This window comes from Anaerolineales bacterium (assembly GCA_030583885.1).
Lineage (GTDB): Bacteria > Chloroflexota > Anaerolineae > Anaerolineales > Villigracilaceae > Villigracilis.
Window position 1 is genome coordinate 285,325 of sequence record CP129480.1, and the last position, 16,781, is coordinate 302,105.

At 55.1% G+C, this 16,781-nt stretch carries 17 protein-coding genes and 2 riboswitches; of the genes, 3 read left to right on the forward strand and 14 right to left on the reverse strand.

Annotated features, from left to right (window positions below; all coding sequences use genetic code 11):
* Positions 1-30: 30 nt before the first annotated feature.
* The 10 genes from QY332_01470 to radA all read right to left on the reverse strand — a co-directional run bounded on the left by QY332_01470 (position 31) and on the right by radA (position 9,224).
* Positions 31-495, reverse strand: a complete 465-nt coding sequence (locus tag QY332_01470; protein ID WKZ36594.1) for a MarR family transcriptional regulator — start codon at positions 493-495, stop codon at positions 31-33.
* Positions 496-767: 272 nt separating this feature from the next.
* Positions 768-1,571, reverse strand: coding sequence for a hypothetical protein (locus QY332_01475; protein ID WKZ36595.1), 804 nt, complete (start codon positions 1,569-1,571; stop codon positions 768-770).
* A gap of 281 nt (positions 1,572-1,852) precedes the next feature.
* The gene (locus QY332_01480) at positions 1,853-2,875 is read right to left on the reverse strand and encodes an alkaline phosphatase family protein (protein WKZ36596.1); all 1,023 of its coding nucleotides are present in this window, start codon (positions 2,873-2,875) and stop codon (positions 1,853-1,855) included.
* 2 nt (positions 2,876-2,877) lie between these two features.
* Positions 2,878-4,539 carry a urocanate hydratase gene (gene hutU / locus QY332_01485; protein ID WKZ36597.1) on the reverse strand — a complete coding sequence of 554 codons (1,662 nt, stop codon included), beginning with the start codon at positions 4,537-4,539 and terminating at the stop codon, positions 2,878-2,880.
* An 8-nt stretch (positions 4,540-4,547) separates the two neighbouring features.
* Positions 4,548-5,381 (reverse strand): hypothetical protein, encoded by an 834-nt coding sequence (locus QY332_01490; GenBank protein ID WKZ36598.1) that lies wholly within the window; start codon positions 5,379-5,381, stop codon positions 4,548-4,550.
* A gap of 143 nt (positions 5,382-5,524) precedes the next feature.
* Positions 5,525-5,938: an Rrf2 family transcriptional regulator gene (locus tag QY332_01495; GenBank protein ID WKZ36599.1), complete on the reverse strand. Its 414-nt coding sequence runs from the start codon at positions 5,936-5,938 to the stop codon at positions 5,525-5,527.
* Between the two features lie 217 nt (positions 5,939-6,155).
* Entirely contained in the window at positions 6,156-7,004 is an 849-nt protein-coding gene (locus tag QY332_01500; GenBank protein WKZ36600.1) for a toast rack family protein, read from the reverse strand.
* Positions 7,005-7,076: 72 nt separating this feature from the next.
* On the reverse strand, positions 7,077-7,292 hold the full coding sequence (locus QY332_01505) for a DUF2277 domain-containing protein (GenBank protein ID WKZ36601.1): 216 nt from the start codon (positions 7,290-7,292) through the stop codon (positions 7,077-7,079).
* A 16-nt stretch (positions 7,293-7,308) separates the two neighbouring features.
* A complete protein-coding gene (locus tag QY332_01510) occupies positions 7,309-7,794 on the reverse strand; it encodes a nucleoside deaminase (GenBank protein ID WKZ36602.1) in 486 nt (161 codons plus the stop codon).
* Positions 7,795-7,805: 11 nt separating this feature from the next.
* Positions 7,806-9,224 carry a DNA repair protein RadA gene (gene radA / locus QY332_01515; GenBank protein ID WKZ36603.1) on the reverse strand — a complete coding sequence of 473 codons (1,419 nt, stop codon included), beginning with the start codon at positions 9,222-9,224 and terminating at the stop codon, positions 7,806-7,808.
* Positions 9,225-9,500: 276 nt separating this feature from the next.
* Between radA and QY332_01520 the strand changes: the two genes are divergently transcribed.
* On the forward strand, positions 9,501-9,848 hold the full coding sequence (locus QY332_01520; GenBank protein WKZ36604.1) for a DUF1304 domain-containing protein: 348 nt from the start codon (positions 9,501-9,503) through the stop codon (positions 9,846-9,848).
* A gap of 36 nt (positions 9,849-9,884) precedes the next feature.
* On the opposite strand, the gene QY332_01525 is transcribed toward QY332_01520, so the two are convergent.
* The 3 genes from QY332_01525 to QY332_01535 all read right to left on the reverse strand — a co-directional run bounded on the left by QY332_01525 (position 9,885) and on the right by QY332_01535 (position 12,261).
* Entirely contained in the window at positions 9,885-10,919 is a 1,035-nt protein-coding gene (locus tag QY332_01525; protein ID WKZ36605.1) for a homoserine dehydrogenase, read from the reverse strand.
* A gap of 82 nt (positions 10,920-11,001) precedes the next feature.
* Positions 11,002-11,700 carry an SCO1664 family protein gene (locus QY332_01530; GenBank protein WKZ36606.1) on the reverse strand — a complete coding sequence of 233 codons (699 nt, stop codon included), beginning with the start codon at positions 11,698-11,700 and terminating at the stop codon, positions 11,002-11,004.
* A gap of 33 nt (positions 11,701-11,733) precedes the next feature.
* Positions 11,734-12,261: a DUF3090 domain-containing protein gene (locus QY332_01535; protein ID WKZ36607.1), complete on the reverse strand. Its 528-nt coding sequence runs from the start codon at positions 12,259-12,261 to the stop codon at positions 11,734-11,736.
* Between the two features lie 111 nt (positions 12,262-12,372).
* Between QY332_01535 and QY332_01540 the strand changes: the two genes are divergently transcribed.
* Entirely contained in the window at positions 12,373-14,052 is a 1,680-nt protein-coding gene (locus tag QY332_01540) for a methylmalonyl-CoA mutase family protein (protein ID WKZ36608.1), read from the forward strand.
* A gap of 23 nt (positions 14,053-14,075) precedes the next feature.
* On the opposite strand, the gene QY332_01545 is transcribed toward QY332_01540, so the two are convergent.
* Positions 14,076-15,515 carry an MFS transporter gene (locus QY332_01545; protein WKZ36609.1) on the reverse strand — a complete coding sequence of 480 codons (1,440 nt, stop codon included), beginning with the start codon at positions 15,513-15,515 and terminating at the stop codon, positions 14,076-14,078.
* A gap of 143 nt (positions 15,516-15,658) precedes the next feature.
* A riboswitch (cyclic di-GMP riboswitch) is annotated at positions 15,659-15,749 on the forward strand.
* An 85-nt stretch (positions 15,750-15,834) separates the two neighbouring features.
* Positions 15,835-15,925: riboswitch (cyclic di-GMP riboswitch) on the forward strand.
* A gap of 71 nt (positions 15,926-15,996) precedes the next feature.
* Between QY332_01545 and QY332_01550 the strand changes: the two genes are divergently transcribed.
* Complete coding sequence (locus QY332_01550; GenBank protein ID WKZ36610.1) at positions 15,997-16,638, forward strand: sortase; 642 nt, start codon at positions 15,997-15,999, stop codon at positions 16,636-16,638.
* Positions 16,639-16,781: the final 143 nt, after the last annotated feature.

Below are 16,781 nucleotides of genomic sequence, written 5' to 3' on the forward strand. Positions count from 1 at the left end.
TGTGACTTGGGCGTGGAATATTTCGGGAGGTTAAGCCGTCTCTTGAGCGGATTCGGCTTCGATTTCCTGCGCGGCGCGGGTCATGATGTCCAGCGCTTCGCTGACATGGGCGCGTTCTTCGGCGGTCAATTTGCGCCCCAACTCATCCACCCAGCGGTAACGTTCCTCATGTCCCTGCTGGATGAGTTCCCGTCCTTCATCGGTGAGGTTCAGCAGTTTGGCGCGGCGGTCAGTTGGATCTTCTTCCCGCATGATAAACCCGCCTTGCACGAGTTTATCCACCAGTTGACTCGCGGCGGCTGGGGTGATCTCGAAACGTTCGCTGACCTCGGACATGCCGCACGCGCCCTTGTGATGCAGCTGCATGAGAATACTGAACTGCGGCATCGAAAGCCCGGTGGATTTGGCAAAGAGGTGCCAGCCGCGCATCGAGCGGTTCATGAAAACGTCCATCCAGGCGCGGATGGAATGGGCAAATTGAGCAGGTTTGGTCATAGTTAAGCCTTCTTTTTAGTTAAGCGAGCTTAAATTTATGCGGGAGTTGAGTTTTGGTCAAGAGGAAATATGTTGGAGAAGTATTAGAGAATTTAAAATCCTGAGCGGGTTCGGCGTAAAAACGCCGAACCCGCTCAACTCTCTCCTACCGATAAAGTCACCAGTAAATCTACAACTGCCCCAAAAGAGCAGGTTGTATTTGAGGGTAAGTACCCCAATCCTATCGCAAAGATACGAAATGCTCAATTGAACAAAGGTACTACCCCGCTGCCCTATCTTCTCATGCGGGTGATATTAATGCATTTCGGTACATGGCCGGGCGGCGTAAACGCGCAGCCAAACTGGTACTCGGTTTCAAAGCGGGCAATGATCAGCGATTCTGTGACACCATATGCAACCATCGGTCTTGTAACGGGCAGGCTGTCCACGTCACTGCTCCATTCGAGCGTGTATGCGCCTTTCGCATGGGTTGTGAATCCCTCCACAGGGATGAGCGGGTCCGGCACTCCCCCGCCATTTGCAACAGAGGATAGGCCTTCCAACACCAGTGCGTTCATGTCTCGTAACGCCTCCCGCGCCTCGGGAGCCAACAATGAAAACCTGCCGCCGATCACGGCAACGATCAGGATGGAAAACGTCACCTTCAATAAACGCATCAATCCGCTGGAAGGGGCGTTCCCGGTTTCATCCAGACCCGCCACCAGCCAGCGGAAAAAAAAGATGAGGGGCAGGTAGATGACTAGGCGAGGCAAAAATGTGAATAGAGACAGGAAAAACGAAGTTGCAACCTGCCCGCCGCCTGAATTAATGTAAGCCAGCAGGGAACCTCCAATCACAGCGAACAACCCGCTTCCAAACACGCCCCAGAATGATTCTTCATCCCAGGTCGCCATCAATCCCATGATGCCCATGGACAACGAGGTCAGCATCGCCGTCTCAACGCGTCCAACAGGCAGGTCGAAGAGAGGAATGCCAGGCAGCATCCATACATTGATAAATTGCGAAATGACGGAATATACAGTACCAAAGGCAAGTCCAATGATAAATCCGTAGGTGCGACGTAGGCGGTCATTCATATGCTTCTCCAAAAATAAAAACAGTATCTTTTAATGCGGTACTCAAGGGGATCTCCCTCGAATTTGGCAGCCCTTGCGCCATATCTCCCACCTCCCTTCAGGTGGCGCAAGTATTGTCCGATATGACACCGCAGCGGTGTAAATATTAATTCAAAACGCCTGCCATGTCACCCTACCACCGTAGGGTATCCCCCAGAATGACGGCAATACCCCGGCACTGCACCGCGGCGATAGCTGTCTGATGCAGTGTTGTTCAATGCAACCGAGATGACCTGATCTGTTTAGTACCCACAGCCACCTTTTCGAGATTCATCCACAGGCATGCCAAAGGCTTCATAGACGGGAAGGCCGTCCCATTCGGGCGGCATGGGCAGGCCAAGCGCGAAGGCGGCGGTGGCGGCGGTGTCCATCGTATAAACCCGGGTTTGCAATTCGCCGGGGACAATGCGCGGACCGCTGACAATCCACGGGATGGTCATATCTTCGGGCAGGTCGGTTCCGTGAGTCGAGTCATGCCCGCCGTGGTCGGAGGTGACGATGATGAGCGTACCATCGTACATACCCCTGTCTTTCAGGGTTTGGATCATCGAGCCAAGTCCCCTGTCTTCACGACCATACACTCCAAGCTGCGCGCGGGACATCCAGCCGCTGTTGTGACCAGCGAGATCCCCCTCGCCAAAATGAACGAACATTAAGACGAAACCCCGATTGATTTGATCCAGCGCAAGTCTTAAGACTGTTGTTGAATCCAATATCTTATCCGTCGTGTCAATGAATTCGAAAAAATCCGTGCTGGAAGGCTCGGTCACCTGGCGCAGTTTTTCCTTGGCGACCACCATCACCGTCCGCAAGCCGGCGGCATGGGCAAGGTCAAAAATATCGGTACCGAGTGCGAAACCGTTTTGGGGCACGTATTCATTCCAACGCACGATATGTTTGGCGGGGCACGTCCCTACCAGCATGGAAGAATGCGCGGGTAACGTCAGGCTTGGCGCAATGGTGCGGGCGCTCCAAGTGTACGCACCGCTTTGCATCAGCGCCATCACGTTTTCCATATTCGCCGCTTCGATTGCATCGGGGCGCAAGCCGTCAAAACTGACGATCAGCACACGTTCGATGGCTGGCAGCGGCTCGGGTGTCCCTGTGGGGAGCGGTGTCTCCGTCGCAGGCACGAGCGTGGGGCTCGGCGTGAGAGTCGGAGTGGGGAGTGAGGAGTCAAGTATCGGCGGCGGAACCGAAACGAATGATCCGCAGCTTTGCAGGAGAAACGCAAAGAGAGTCAAAATCCAAATGCGGCAAATCATGTTCAGGATGATTTCCCCAACATGGGCATGTTCAACCCATGGCGTTTTGCCGCCTCGATGGCGGTCTCATAGCCCGCATCCGCGTGTCGGACCACGCCCATGCCTGGATCTGTTGTAAGGACTCGCTCCAATCTGACAACGGCTTCGGGCGTGCCATCCGCAACAATGACCTGACCGGCGTGTTGGGAATAGCCCATACCCACGCCGCCCCCATGATGGAAGGACACCCACGTCGCACCGCCGACGGCGTTGATCAGCGCGTTGAGGATCGCCCAATCGGAGATGGCATCCGAACCGTCCTTCATCGCTTCGGTTTCGCGATTCGGCGAAGCGACCGAACCTGAATCCAAATGATCGCGCCCGATGACGATGGGGGCTTTCACTTTACCAGTTGAAACGAGTTCGTTGAACCTCAATCCCGCTTTGGCGCGTTCACCATAACCAAGCCAGCAGATGCGTGATGGCAAGCCCTGGAACGGCACTTTCTCACGCGCCATTTTCAGCCAGCGGTGTAAATGCGCATCTTCGGGGAAGAGTTCCATAATGGCTTGATCAGTGGTGTAAATATCTGCGGGGTCACCCGAAAGCGCCACCCAGCGGAACGGCCCCTTGCCTTCACAGAACAGCGGACGAATGTAGGCAGGCACGAAGCCGGGGAACTCGAACGCATCCGTCACGCCGTTGTTGTACGCCTGCTGGCGGATGTTGTTGCCGTAGTCGAACACTTCCGCGCCCGCACGCTGGAACGCAAGCATCGCCCGCACATGCGTGGACATCGAATCCATTGCCATCTTTTTATATTTTTCAGGGTCGGATTCGCGCAGCTGGTTCGCAGCGGTGATACTCAACCCCGAGGGGATATAAAACAATGCCTCATGCGCAGAGGTCTGGTCTGTGACCACATCGGGGATTACCCCACGCCTGGAGAGTTCGTCGTAGACATCCGCGGCATTGCCGATCAACCCGATGGACTTCGGTGTTCCGTTCTTGACATTCTCTTCGACCAGCGTCATGGCTTCTTCGAGATTATCCACGATCATATCCACGTAGCCGATGGCGCGGCGGCGTTCCGCGCGTTCGGGGTCCACTTCGACAATCAATCCCACGCCTTCGTTCATGGTGATGGACAGCGGCTGCGCGCCGCCCATGCCGCCCAGTCCCGCCGTAAGGATGAACTTCCCTTTGAGCGAGCCCCAGCCTTTGAGTTTGGCAAGCGCACCGAATGTTTCATAGGTTCCCTGCAGAATGCCCTGCGTGCCGATGTAGATCCACGAACCGGCCGTCATCTGCCCGTACATGATGAGACCTTTTTTATCAAGCTCATCGAATTTTTCCCACGTTGCCCAGTGCGGCACGAGGTTGGAGTTGGCGATCAACACCTTGGGCGCATCCTTGTGGGATTTGAAGACCACGACAGGCTTGCCCGATTGCACGAGCAGGGTCTCGTCCTCCTCGAGATTTCTCAGGCTTTCGAGAATCGCATCGAAGGCTTCCCAACTTCGGGCGGCTTTCCCGCGGCCGCCGTAGACAACGAGATCTTCGGGTTTCTCGGCCACCTCGGGATCAAGGTTGTTTTGTATCATGCGGTAGGCGGCTTCGCTCAGCCAGTTCTTACAGGTCAGTTCCGTTCCACGAGGCGCGCGGATGACGCGAGGTGTCGGCATTGAATCTCCTAGTCTACGTGTTTAAATGATTCGATCATCGCATCAAACAACGGCTCGCTCACGCCGCGCCAGGTCTCAGTTGTTGAGAAGGTAATGGAAAGCGTCCCGATGGGCAGGTCAATTAATACCTGCTTTTGGAACAACACCACTGCCACATCGTCCAATGTGATGGCTTCAAGGCGGGAAGTGATGATGCCGGCTTTCGTTCCGTTTTCAAGCGGAAGTAGTTCAACGGTTAACACTTCCGAACCAGGCAGGGAATCGGGGAGTGCATCCGCGAGTTCCATCAGGCTGGTTTCATTCTCAAGGGATATCTCCTCCTGCTCGTTCCACAGGAAGTTGACATTGGTTACAAACCCGCCGTCAATATGTTCCTCGTTCAGGTCGAATAGAAAAAGGCGGAAGAGGTTTGGATCCTGTCCCTGCACACTGTCAAGCGAACGCTGAAAGGCGGGGTGGGCGACTTGCGGAAGGAGCGCGGCATCCAGGAATTCCTGCTGGTTGATGCGCACGGCCAGCCAGCCGCCCGGGGTGGTGATCTGATATTTTCCGCGTTCATCGCGGAACAGGGCGGAACCGTCTTCGCCGGTTGTGAGTGCGCTGCCGGAGGAATCCACCTGGGCGATCATTGATTCGGGCGTGGAAGTTGGAGAAAGCGTTGCTGAGGGGACTGCCTGGCGGGTCAGTTCGAGGGCGGCAGAGACTGTTTCAGCCACCATGATCTCCAGCCGGGTATCAGGCGTCGGCAGGAGCGGCGAAGCGGAAGGTTGTCCCGGCAGGGCACATGCCAGAACGGTCATCAAAAGGACCAGCGCGCCAGACAGCGCACGTCGAATATCCATGGTTTTCATCCTTATTCGTGAAATCTACCCAACGCAGTCACAAATTGCGCTTTTTGAAAGGGGAAGGCGTAATTTGCGACTGTGGGTATTATAAAAAAGCCTCCCGGCAATTATAGCCGGGAGGCTTTGTTCGTTTAAGGCTTTTATACGGCGACCTGTCCCTTGGCGATCATATCGGCGAAGTTCGTGCCTTTCAGCCTGCCAACAAGCTCATCCTGCGCATCACACCAGACGGGGCGCAGGGGGCAGTCGTCCCCGAAGGAACATGTGCTGTTTTCACCGACGCATTCATTGAGCTGGATGGGGCCGTCGATGGCTTCGATGACTTCGAGCAGGGTGATCTCCTTTGCGGTGCGGGCCAGCGTGACGCCCCCTCGTGCGCCGCGTGACGTGTGCAGGAGGCCCGCGATGGACAATTGCGAAACGATCTTGGCAAGGAAGGAAGGCGGAATACGCTGTTCCTCTGCAATCGTGCTGGTTGCTGTGCGCTGGTCGCTATTGCGGGCGAGATGAAGCACGGCGCGAACAGCATAGTCTGCCTGGCGTGTGATCTGCATGCGAACCTCACTTAATTTAGGTAAAAATTACCGACAATCACGATTTTATTGTGCAATCTGTTTCAAGGCAAGTGATAGAGGTCACGGATGAATTATGACCTTTTACTCTGAATTAGACAACCCTTTTATATACCTTCCAAAGGATGTGGCGCACTCTGTGAGGAAAAAACACGGAGTACGCGTTGCGTACTCCGTGTTGGGCGTAAATTGCGGCTTGTTATCGGGTGAGGGTCAGGTTGCCCGCGCCCATTTCGATGACGAAGGTGAGTGTGGGGCCTTCGCCCTTCTGCTTGTAGACGTTTCCGCTCTGACTCCAGCCTGAGCCTGCGTTGACATTCGACGCACCGCTCTTCACGGTCACCACGGCATCGATCCCATCCGGCACGATGACGATCAGATTGCTGAACCCGGTGGTCAGTTTGACCGAGGCGTCGCGCTGCAGTTCGCCGGAGAAATCGAGGGTGTAATTGCCCGCGCCGGAGGAAAAGTCAAAGAGACTGAAATTGGCGTTGGCGAGATTCTTCATTTCGATGTCGGAGGCACCGGTTGAATAACTGAAGACCGTCATTTCCGCCGGGTTCGGTTCCGAAAAGGAGAGTTCCACATCCGCCGCGCCGTCTGCGACCGTGAGGCGGGTGAGCGCCAGACCGCCGAATTCATAGTCCCCTTCATATGCGCCGGATTCAATGCTCAAATCCATAGGCTGGCCGCCGAGTTTGAGATCCCATTCGTTCTTGAGGCTATCGAATGATGGAAGGAAATTGATGCGCGTCTCACCCATCGTGATGTGGACATTCCCGCCGTCGGTCTTCACTTCCGGCTTGAACTGTTCGTAATTGTAGGTGGCCGTGCCATCCACAAGCCCGCCCGCGCCGGGGGATAATTTCAATTCACCCGCGCCAAAGGACAGTTTCAGGCTGTCTTCGCCGCCGGCGGAATACGGGATCTTGATGGTTTCGGTCACATCGGGGCCGGCTTCCATCTGGCGCGGCACGTTGACTTGGAATCCGCAGGCGAGTGTGGTCAGCGCGAGAATCGCGACAAAGAACATAAGTTTTCGATACATAAGAAAAACCTCCTCAGGTGATTGCTAAGGAGGTATACGAGGGAAAGTGAAGGTTGGTTGCAGTGTAAGTTGTTATTGGTTTGTAAACGGTTTTGACTTCAGCTTTTCCAATACTTTCCTGGTTGCTTCCGCCACTTCCTCCACCGCTTTTTGAAATGCTCCTTCATTCACTTTGGATGGCTTGCGATACCCGCTGACCTTGCGCACATATTGCAAGGCCGCCTCGTAGATCTCCTGCTCGGTGACGGGGTGATCCATATTTCTAAGGGGTTTGATACTTCGGCACATGGTTACCTCTCCTGCTCTAAAGGCCGCCCTTTTCGATGTATTGCAAAACATCGGGGCGGTATTTGGCAATGATTTGAGACGATTCTGCCTCCAACACCCCGCCATGATACGATTTGATGTGTCGATTAATGTAAGGATTGCTTTCTATGCTTAGTTTGGAGAACACCACCTTGTCATGCTTGGCAAAAATGATATGGGGAATATCCGCCATCACCACCGCCCCCAGGCACATGGGACACGGTTCAACCGATGTGAAAAGGACCGCCCGTTTGTAATCCCGCCATAAGTCTTCCCCTGCTGCAAGCAGGGCATTTAATTCCGCATGTCGAATTTGACTTTTGAATTCACGATGTCGTGCGCGCCCACGTGCGATGATTTTTCCATCCAGAACGACGACCGAGCCGATGGGCAACTCTCCTGCTCCGCCCGCAGCATCCGCTTCAGCAAGCGCTTCCCGCATGAACAATTCAAGGTCGAGATTCTGCAATTCAGCAGATACCATTCCACACCTCTTTACTTCTCTTTCTTCAACGCCGCACTCAACGCCTGATCCAGCGAGCGGACTTCGACGATCTCGATTCCTTTCGGATATTCCGAGCCCATGCCCCCAGAATGGGGGTTGCGGATCGCCTTTGGGATAATGGCGGTTTTGAAACCGAGCTTCTGAGCTTCTTTCAAGCGAGCCACCATCTGCCCGGGCATGCGCAATTCACCAGCCAGACCGATCTCACCGATCAAGACCGCCTCCGCGCGGACAGGCACATCCTTCCATGAAGAAGCGATGGCGGCGGCGACGGCTAAGTCGGCGGCGGGTTCGTCAATTTGAATGCCGCCCACCACATTCACAAAAACATCCTGCTCGGCGAGTTTCAGTCCCACACGGCGGGTTAACACCGCCGTAATTAACAACAAACGGTTAAAATCCACGCCATTTGGCGTGCGGCGCGCATTGCCGAATTGAGTCGGCGAAGTTAATCCCTGAATTTCAACCAGGATCGGGCGCGTGCCTTCCATGGTCACTGCAATAGTGGAGCCTGCCGCATTGACCAAACGCTCCGCCAAAAACGCCTCGGAGGGATTGGTCACTTCGATCATGCCGCCTTCACGCATTTCGAACACGCCCACTTCCGAAGTCGCGCCGAAGCGGTTCTTCACCGAACGCAAAAGACGATACGCCTGGAAACGGTCGCCTTCCAGATACAGCACGGTATCCACGATATGCTCCAGCACCCGCGGACCCGCAATGGCGCCATCCTTGGTCACATGCCCGATCATAAACACGGAAATCCCGGATGACTTCGCCAACTCCCGCAACTGCGACGAACACTCGCGCACCTGCGACACCGACCCCGCCGACGAATCCAATTCAGTGAGGTACGTGGTCTGGATGGAGTCAACGATCAACAGGTCGGGTTTTGATTCGCGGACGTGGCTGAAGATCACTTCGAGATTCGTCTCGGTCACCAGCAGCAATTCCTTAGGCAGTTCCTGCGTCCCATTGAACAAACGCACCGCGCGCATCTTGATCTGCCGCTCCGACTCCTCGCCCGACACATACAGCACGCGCTGTACCTTCGCCATCTCCATCGCCATTTGCAGCATCAATGTGGATTTGCCGATGCCCGGGTCCCCGCCCACGAGCACGATGGAGCCCGGCACGATGCCGCCGCCGAGCACGCGCGCAAATTCACCGATCGGCAGGTGGACGCGATCCTCCGCGTCACCGCCGACCTCGGAGATGGGACGCGGTTCCGAGCGACCGCTCAGTCCTCGGACATTTCCGACTCCCTTTTTGGAAACGGGTTCGTCGTGGATGACTTCCTCCAGCATGCTGTCGAATGCGCCGCACTGCGGGCATTTGCCCATATAGGAGGCGGCGACTCGTCCGCATTGCTGACAGACAAATCGGGTGTGAGTTTTTGTTTTTGCCATAAGGTTCACCTGTTGGTGTCACCCTGAGCGTAGCGAAGGGTCTCTACCATAATTGTAGAGATTCTTCGCCGCAAAAAGCAAGAGCGCGGCTCACGCGTGCCTGCGCACGGTGCAGGCAGAATGACATGGTCGTCAGTATAACAGAATTTTTGTTCTGTTTTAACGAACCACAAAGACTCTAAAGCGCGAAGACACAATGATTTTTAGTGACTTTGTGTCTTCGCGCCTTGGTGGTTAACTTCCTGCTATACTCGCCATTTAACCAAAGGAGAGCCAATGAAACTCGTATCCGACATTCTTATCGTTATCGCCGCCCTTTTACATTTCGGCTTTCTCTACCTTGAAATGTTCCTGTGGGACAAGCCTCACGGCATGAAGACCTTCCGCATGACGGAGGAGTTTGCAAAACAATCAAAGACCCTCGCCATGAATCAGGGACTATACAACGGCTTCCTTGCGGCTGGACTCATCTGGGGATTATGCACAGGCGACGCAGTGAAGATCTTTTTTCTGAGTTGTGTCACCATTGCAGGAATCTTTGGCGCATACACCGTCAGCAGGCGGATATTTTACATCCAGGCCCTGCCTGCCATTTTGGCTTTGGTGATTTTGCTGGTATTTTAAAAATGTAGGGGCGCAGCGACGCTGCGCCCCTACATTTTATTTCACCACATTCACGAAATCCGCAAACAGACCATAGGCGGTTTCAACGGGTCCGCCCTGCATGCCGGGTTTCTCGGAGAGTGTGATCGAGTAATCCAGGATCACATCGGTGCGGAAGGTCACGCCGGTGCTGGAGTTCATCATCCCATACAACGGCGATATCACATCCACCAGTTGCGGGGAGACGCTCGCCTCCACCTTGTCCCCAACTTTTTCGGCAGAACAGGCCAGCTTGTACCGTTTGCCTTCCGCTTTGGCTTTGGCGATCATCTCGGATGTGATTCCGCGAATGCCCGTCGGGTTGACCTGCTGCGGCGTCATCGGCACATCCCACAGCACGGTCACCAGCGCAGCCACCTTGATCGCCGCATCCCAGCCGTCCACATCGTTGGTCGGGTCGGTCTCCGCCAGTCCGATGGACTGCGCGTATTTCAACGCCTCATCGTAGGATTCCCCGCCCTCCATTCTGGAAAGGATGACATTGGTGGTGGCATTGAGGATACCCTTGAAGGATGTCAACTCTGCCAGGGGAAACGCCTCCCGCATGACCGAGAAAACGGGTGCGCCGCCCAAAACCGTGGATTCAAACCGAAACATTTTTCCCCTGCTCTTCGCCAATTCGGTCAACTCGCGATAACCATGCACCACGGGACCCTTGTTTGCCGTGATCGCATGCATCCCCAAATTCAATGCCGTGCGGATATGGTCGAGCGCGGGCTGTCCCGTCTGTGTGTTGACGGGGGAGTTCTCGAACACCACATCGGCGGAGGCGTTCTGAATTACCGCAAGTGAGTCGTCCACCCGGAAAATGGAAAGAGGGGAAATGGACTTTCCGCTTTCGACAAGTTCCAATGCTTTTTCAATATCAAGCCCATCTGAATCCACCGCAAATCCATGACTGCCGGTGGAAATGCCCGTGAATGAAAAGGTGACGCCATGTTTGGATTTGAGCAGGCCCTGCTTGCGGACTAAAAGTCTCGCAAGCGCGCGGGCGACATTGCCGAATCCAATGAGTGCAAGTGTATAGTGCATGAAATCTCCTTTATGTCATTACGAGGGCGGGTGGTCGAGTAGGACGAAGTCCGTATCGAGACCCAGGCCCGAAGCAATCTCATCAGACCGGGGGGTATGGGTAGGCCCTGCGTCCCTGTAATGGCCGCGGGAACTCTCTTGTTGCGCAGATCCTCTCTGCGCGGATCAACAACGCGGAGATCTCCCTCGGGCTGAGATACTGCTCGAAGAGGTCCGGCCAGTTGTCGGTTTGGGAAAGAGGCGCGAGCAATTCGTCCGGGATCGGCTGGCCGGCGAAATCCCAGATCACGGTGCGGAGTTTATCCTCTTCGTGAAAACAGATCCCGTGATCGATGGCAAAGAGCTTTTGTGTTTCATCTTCGAAAAAAATGTGACTGCCCTTGCGGTCGGCGTTGTTGGCAAGCAGGTCGAATAAAACCACGGGACGGAGTTTTTGTTTATCCCCGGGCGTGAAGGTGAAGTAGTGGTATTCAACGTCATAATTAATGTACTGTTGCAATGAGCCGGGACCGTAGGGGCCGTCATCGCGATGGATGGTGAACGGGACAAAGGGAAAGCCGAGCGCCTCGCTCAGTTGATAGGCGGCGACTTCGCGCAGGGCAAGCGTGCTTTCCGGAAAATCCCAGAGCGGCTGTTCGCCCTTGCTGGGTTTATACACCGCCTGACAGGTCTGCCCTTCATGATGCACATCCACAAGGAAGGTGTAGTTCGAGCCGAGCATGAACTGGCCTTTGAGTTCATACGCGCCGTATGCGAGGGCGGTTTGTATTTTTGAATTCATGGGGAAACGTTTGGGCGTTCAAACGTTTGAACGTCAATGCAAGTGCCCGTTCTTTTTGGGACAGAAATGTCCCTCGGGTTCCATCGGCTGGCCGCACTGCGGGCAGATCGGTCGTCCACGCGAGGCAACATCCTGTCCCCAGCGGGCTAATTGCCGCAACTGTGTGCGCGTCGTCCAAAAGCGGACCTGCGCCGCAGACTCGGGTTCGAACTCCTCGGTGAGCAATTCCTTGGTAAAGATGACGACGCGGTCGCGGTCCTTGTCATACCCCAGCCCGATTTCACCGGCGCGGAAGAGCGGGTCCACCGGCGGGTTGATGCGCATGACATGTTCCACATAATCGCCGGAGGCTTCTTCAAGGTGCGGGTTTTGCTGGCTGATCTGCGCGAGGAACTGTTCGATGCCGATGGCAAGCGATTGCAACTGTGCCTTCTCGATGATGATCGTAATCGTACGCTGGTCCTGATAGGCTTGCAAATAAAAGACGCGCTGGCCTGGTTTGCCGATGGCGTCTGCGGTGATATGATCACAGGGGTCTACATCAATTTCAAAGCGGGGCATATCGCACCTTTGTTCGTGAGTATACCAGACCCTCCCTACCCCAATAGGATAAATTCCAATATCATTTTGGGAGACAGGTATAATGCAAACATCTTCGCCAAAGGAGTTGTCATGTACGATAAAAAGAAACTCGACGGGTTAAAAGATTCGCTGAAAAAATGGGGGCAGGCCTCCCTTGAAAAAGCGTTGGGCCAACTGCCGGAGCGCGCAGACGAATTTATCACGACCTCCTCCGAACCGGTCAACCGCATCTACACCCCGCTCGATGTGGCGGATATGGACTACGCCGCCTCGCTTGGACTTCCAGGCGAATACCCCTATACAAGGGGAGTCCACCCGACGCTGCATCGTTCCAAACTGTGGACAATGCGCATGTTTGCCGGCTTCGGCACCGCGGAGGAAACGAACGCGCGCTTCAAATACCTGCTCGAGCAGGGTCAGACCGGCCTGAGCATTGCCTTCGACCTGGCTACCTTGATGGGCTATGACACCGACCAGCCCGAAGCGCTCGGCGAGTTCGGCAAGTGCGGCGTGGCGATCTCGTCGCTGAAGGATATGGAAATCCTGCTGGATGGGATCCCGCTCGACAAAGTCTCCTCCAGCATGACCATCAACTCGCCCGCCGCGATCATCTGGGCCATGTATCTCGCCGCCGCTGAAAAGCAGGGTGTGCGCTCCGATCAACTGCGCGGCACAACGCAAAATGACATTCTAAAAGAGTTCATCGCGCAGAAGGAATTCATCTTCCCGCCCGAACCATCCATGAGACTGGTCGTGGACACGATGGAGTTCGGCGCGCAAAAGGTCCCGCAATGGAATACGATCTCCATTTCAGGCTATCACATCCGCGAAGCCGGTTCGACTGCCGCGCAGGAACTGGCGTTCACGCTGGTGGATGGGATGGAATACGTCCGCTGGGGGATCGAGCGCGGCATGGATGTGGATGAGTTCGCGCCGCGCCTGTCTTTCTTCTTTAACGCGCACAACGACTTCTTCGAAGAGATCGCCAAATACCGCGCCGCCCGCCGCATCTGGGCGCGCGAGATGCGCGAGACGTTTAAAGCAAAGAATCCGCGCTCGTGGCTGATGCGCTTCCACACACAGACGGCGGGAGTCTCGCTCACGGCGCAGCAGCCGGAGAATAATGTGGTACGCGTCGCCATTCAGGCTCTTGCCGCCGTCATCGGCGGCACACAATCCCTGCATACCAACTCATTGGATGAAGCGCTTGCGCTTCCCTCTGAACATTCCGTGACCATCGCCCTGCGCACGCAGCAGATCATCGCCGAGGAATCAGGCGTGGCGAACACGGTGGATCCACTTGGGGGGAGCTTCTTCGTCGAAGCGCAAACAGACCGGATGGAGAAGGATGCGTACGCCTACTTCCGCCGCATCGAGGATCTGGGCGGCGTCATCCCCGCCATTGAAAAGGGATTCATGCAAAGCGAAATTTCCGATGCGGCATATCGGTATCAGCGCGAGATCGATACGGGCATCCGCAAGATCGTGGGGGTGAATGCCTATGCAGAGGATCAGCCGTTGAGCATCCCAATCCTGAAGATGGACCCGAACGGATACAGCCGTCAGGTGGCGCGCTTGAACGAAGTCCGCAAAACGCGTGACAGCGGGCATGTGGGACAGGCATTGGATAGACTGCGTATCGCCTGCGAAGGCACAGAGAACACCATGCCCCATATCATGGAATGTGTCCACGCGTATTGCACATTGGGCGAGATCATTGGGGTGATGACGAAGGTGTTTGGGAAGTACGAAGAACCGACGATGATCTAATTATCCGGTGTGCGGTGTCAGGGTTAAGCGGAGCGAATTTCCTCCGCTCTGCTTTTTTGTTCGCGACGGTGCTTTAATAGTTTTTGGATGCGTTCATATTTTTCACGCGACAGCGGATACGACCAGGCCAGGATGATCGTCCCCAATAAAATCGCCACGCCGATAAATGAAACCATCAAACGGATGGAGAGCAGCGCAGAGTCGGACTGGGAAAATTGAATTGCATCGATTGGCGGGGATTGATACCCGGACCAGCCTAAAATTTGCAGGGTAACAAAGATGACCAGCGCACCGGTCAGCTTGCGGATAAGGGTGCGGATGCCGTAGTAGATGCCCTCCTGCCGGCGCCGTGTGCGCAGTTCATCCCATTCGATCACATCGGGCAGAATCGAGTCAGGCAGAATATACGCGGCGGATACGCCGATCCCTGCCAGTGCCGCAATGAGCAGCAGGTAGTTCGTATCTCCCGGTTGAATGGTAAAGATCAATGCCTGCACAACGATCCACGCGCACATGCCGGCAATATATGCCTTGATCTTGTTGTAGCGTTTTGCGAACCACAGCCAGAATGGGACGAACAGGACGCATACGAGCATCAACACGCCAAAGAAGGCGGATTCGAGCGCGAGGTCAACGCCAAGAATGTTAATGCGGGCAAGCAGGTCCCCCTGCGCCACCCAATACAATAAAAAGAAGGGGAACGTGATGGCGACCATGTCCACTGCCGACCAGTTGAACATGTAAATGCCGGCCGCATAACGAAACGGGACATTCTCCCATGCCACACGCAGGGTCTCGCGGAAGGACAACGATTCCTGCTCGCCGGATGCGTACCGCTCGCGCACAAACAGGCCTATGAAGAAAAGCGGAAGCGACCCGATGGCGCCAAAGATCGCGCCTGCCAGCATGAATCCCTGTTGCTGCGTGCCGCCGCCGATGATCACCCCGTCCACGATCATGGGCGCGGCGATCACAACGGTCATTGCGGATAACAATTGGAAGACCGTGCGGAAACTCGAAAGGGAAGTGCGTTCGTCGTAGTCCTGGGTCAGTTCCGGGGTCAGGGAAAGATACGGCATGGACACAAGCGTGCTCAGCGTGTCCGAGATCATGAAGGCGAGCGTCACGTAGACCAGCAATGCGATCTGGCTCTCCCAGTGCGGCGCAGACCACAGGATCACAAAGCTTAACCCGAAGGGGAAGGCAAACCACAGCAGGAACGGACGCCGCCGTCCAAGCCGCGATTTCATGCGGTCGCTCAACATGCCGATCAGCGGGTCGTTGATTGCATCCCAGATGATGCCGGCCAGCGCGCCGAGCGAGGCGAGGCGCGGCTCGATGCCGACCACATCGGTCAGATATATGGCATAAAAGATCGAACGCATCATGCCAATGCTGGCAATGCCCCAATCACCGGAACCATATAAAAGCTTAAGCCAGAAGGGAAGATGTCTTTTTACCAAATCCATCCTTTAAAGTAGGGACAAGTGTAGCATGGAATACCAACTGCCGGTCGGGAAGTCCATAGTTGTTTTCCCCTGCTCATGGTAGGGGAATCCCCCATAGCCGGCCATACGGTTTTGGACTATAGTTGTAATTGATAAACATCCGATAATGGCAAACCCGTCGAAAGACGGCGACGCAAAGCCATGGGTCTACCGTTGTGGCAGCACAACCAGGACCGCCAGGCCGCCGAAGATCACATTTTTGTAATGTATTTTCATCCGCGGGCTTGGCTATTGGTCAAGCCTGTTTTTATTTTTGAACCTTAAAAGTGGATCGTACCGATAACGGCAAACCCGTCGAAAGCCGGGGACGCAAAGCCATGGGTCTACCGCTGTGCCCGCACAGCCATGACTGCCAGGCCACCGAAAACGAGCCTCTAGGATCTTAAGCACTCTGCATACATTGTGCAAAAGGTCTGGATGCTCAAAGGAGTTTTTTATGACATCCAAAGACCGATTGACACAGTTTAAAAACCGAATATTCTCTTTCATCCTGTTCTCGATCCTGTTCTGCACGTTTGCCCTCCCTGTGCAGGCGTACGCAAAAGAAAACCCCAATGTAATCCCCGCTCTCTCCGACTTCATCCAGGCCGTCAGCAATGGGGATGAACATTCATTACGCGGCATCTATGTCTCCGGTTTGATGGCATTCCCCGTTATCCAACAGCCCAAGGGTAATCCCGGATATGTCTCCAGTATCGACTCTGTCATCACGCAGTTCGGCATGGCGGCGGAAACCGGGAATGTCGGCTTGCTCGCGCATAACTATCTGGCAGGCTCCATGTTTTCGGGCTTGAAACCGGGCGACGCCATTACCCTCGTCTACGGCAACGGACGCACACAGAGTTTCGTGGTCGAAAGCATCTTGCAATACCAGGCATTGAAACCGCTCAGCCCATACAGCAACTTCAAAGACTTGGAAACACAAAACTTGCTCACCGCCGAACAGCTCTTCAACAAGGTCTATCGCGGCGAATACCACCTCACCCTGCAAACCTGCATCGAAAACGAAGGGAACCTGAGCTGGGGCAGGTTATTCGTCATCGCCAAGCCCGTTGTGAACCCCCGGCCTGGAACATAAATCTCAAAAAGATGCCAGGTGAAACAGGCCCGCCCTAGTCGGGAACTCGGCTGACAATTCTGCCGGGCTGCGGCAAACCGCCTGTAAAGCCTCGATTCCACGATTCGTGATTAAATTCCATGGGCGATGGGTGTATTTTGGGA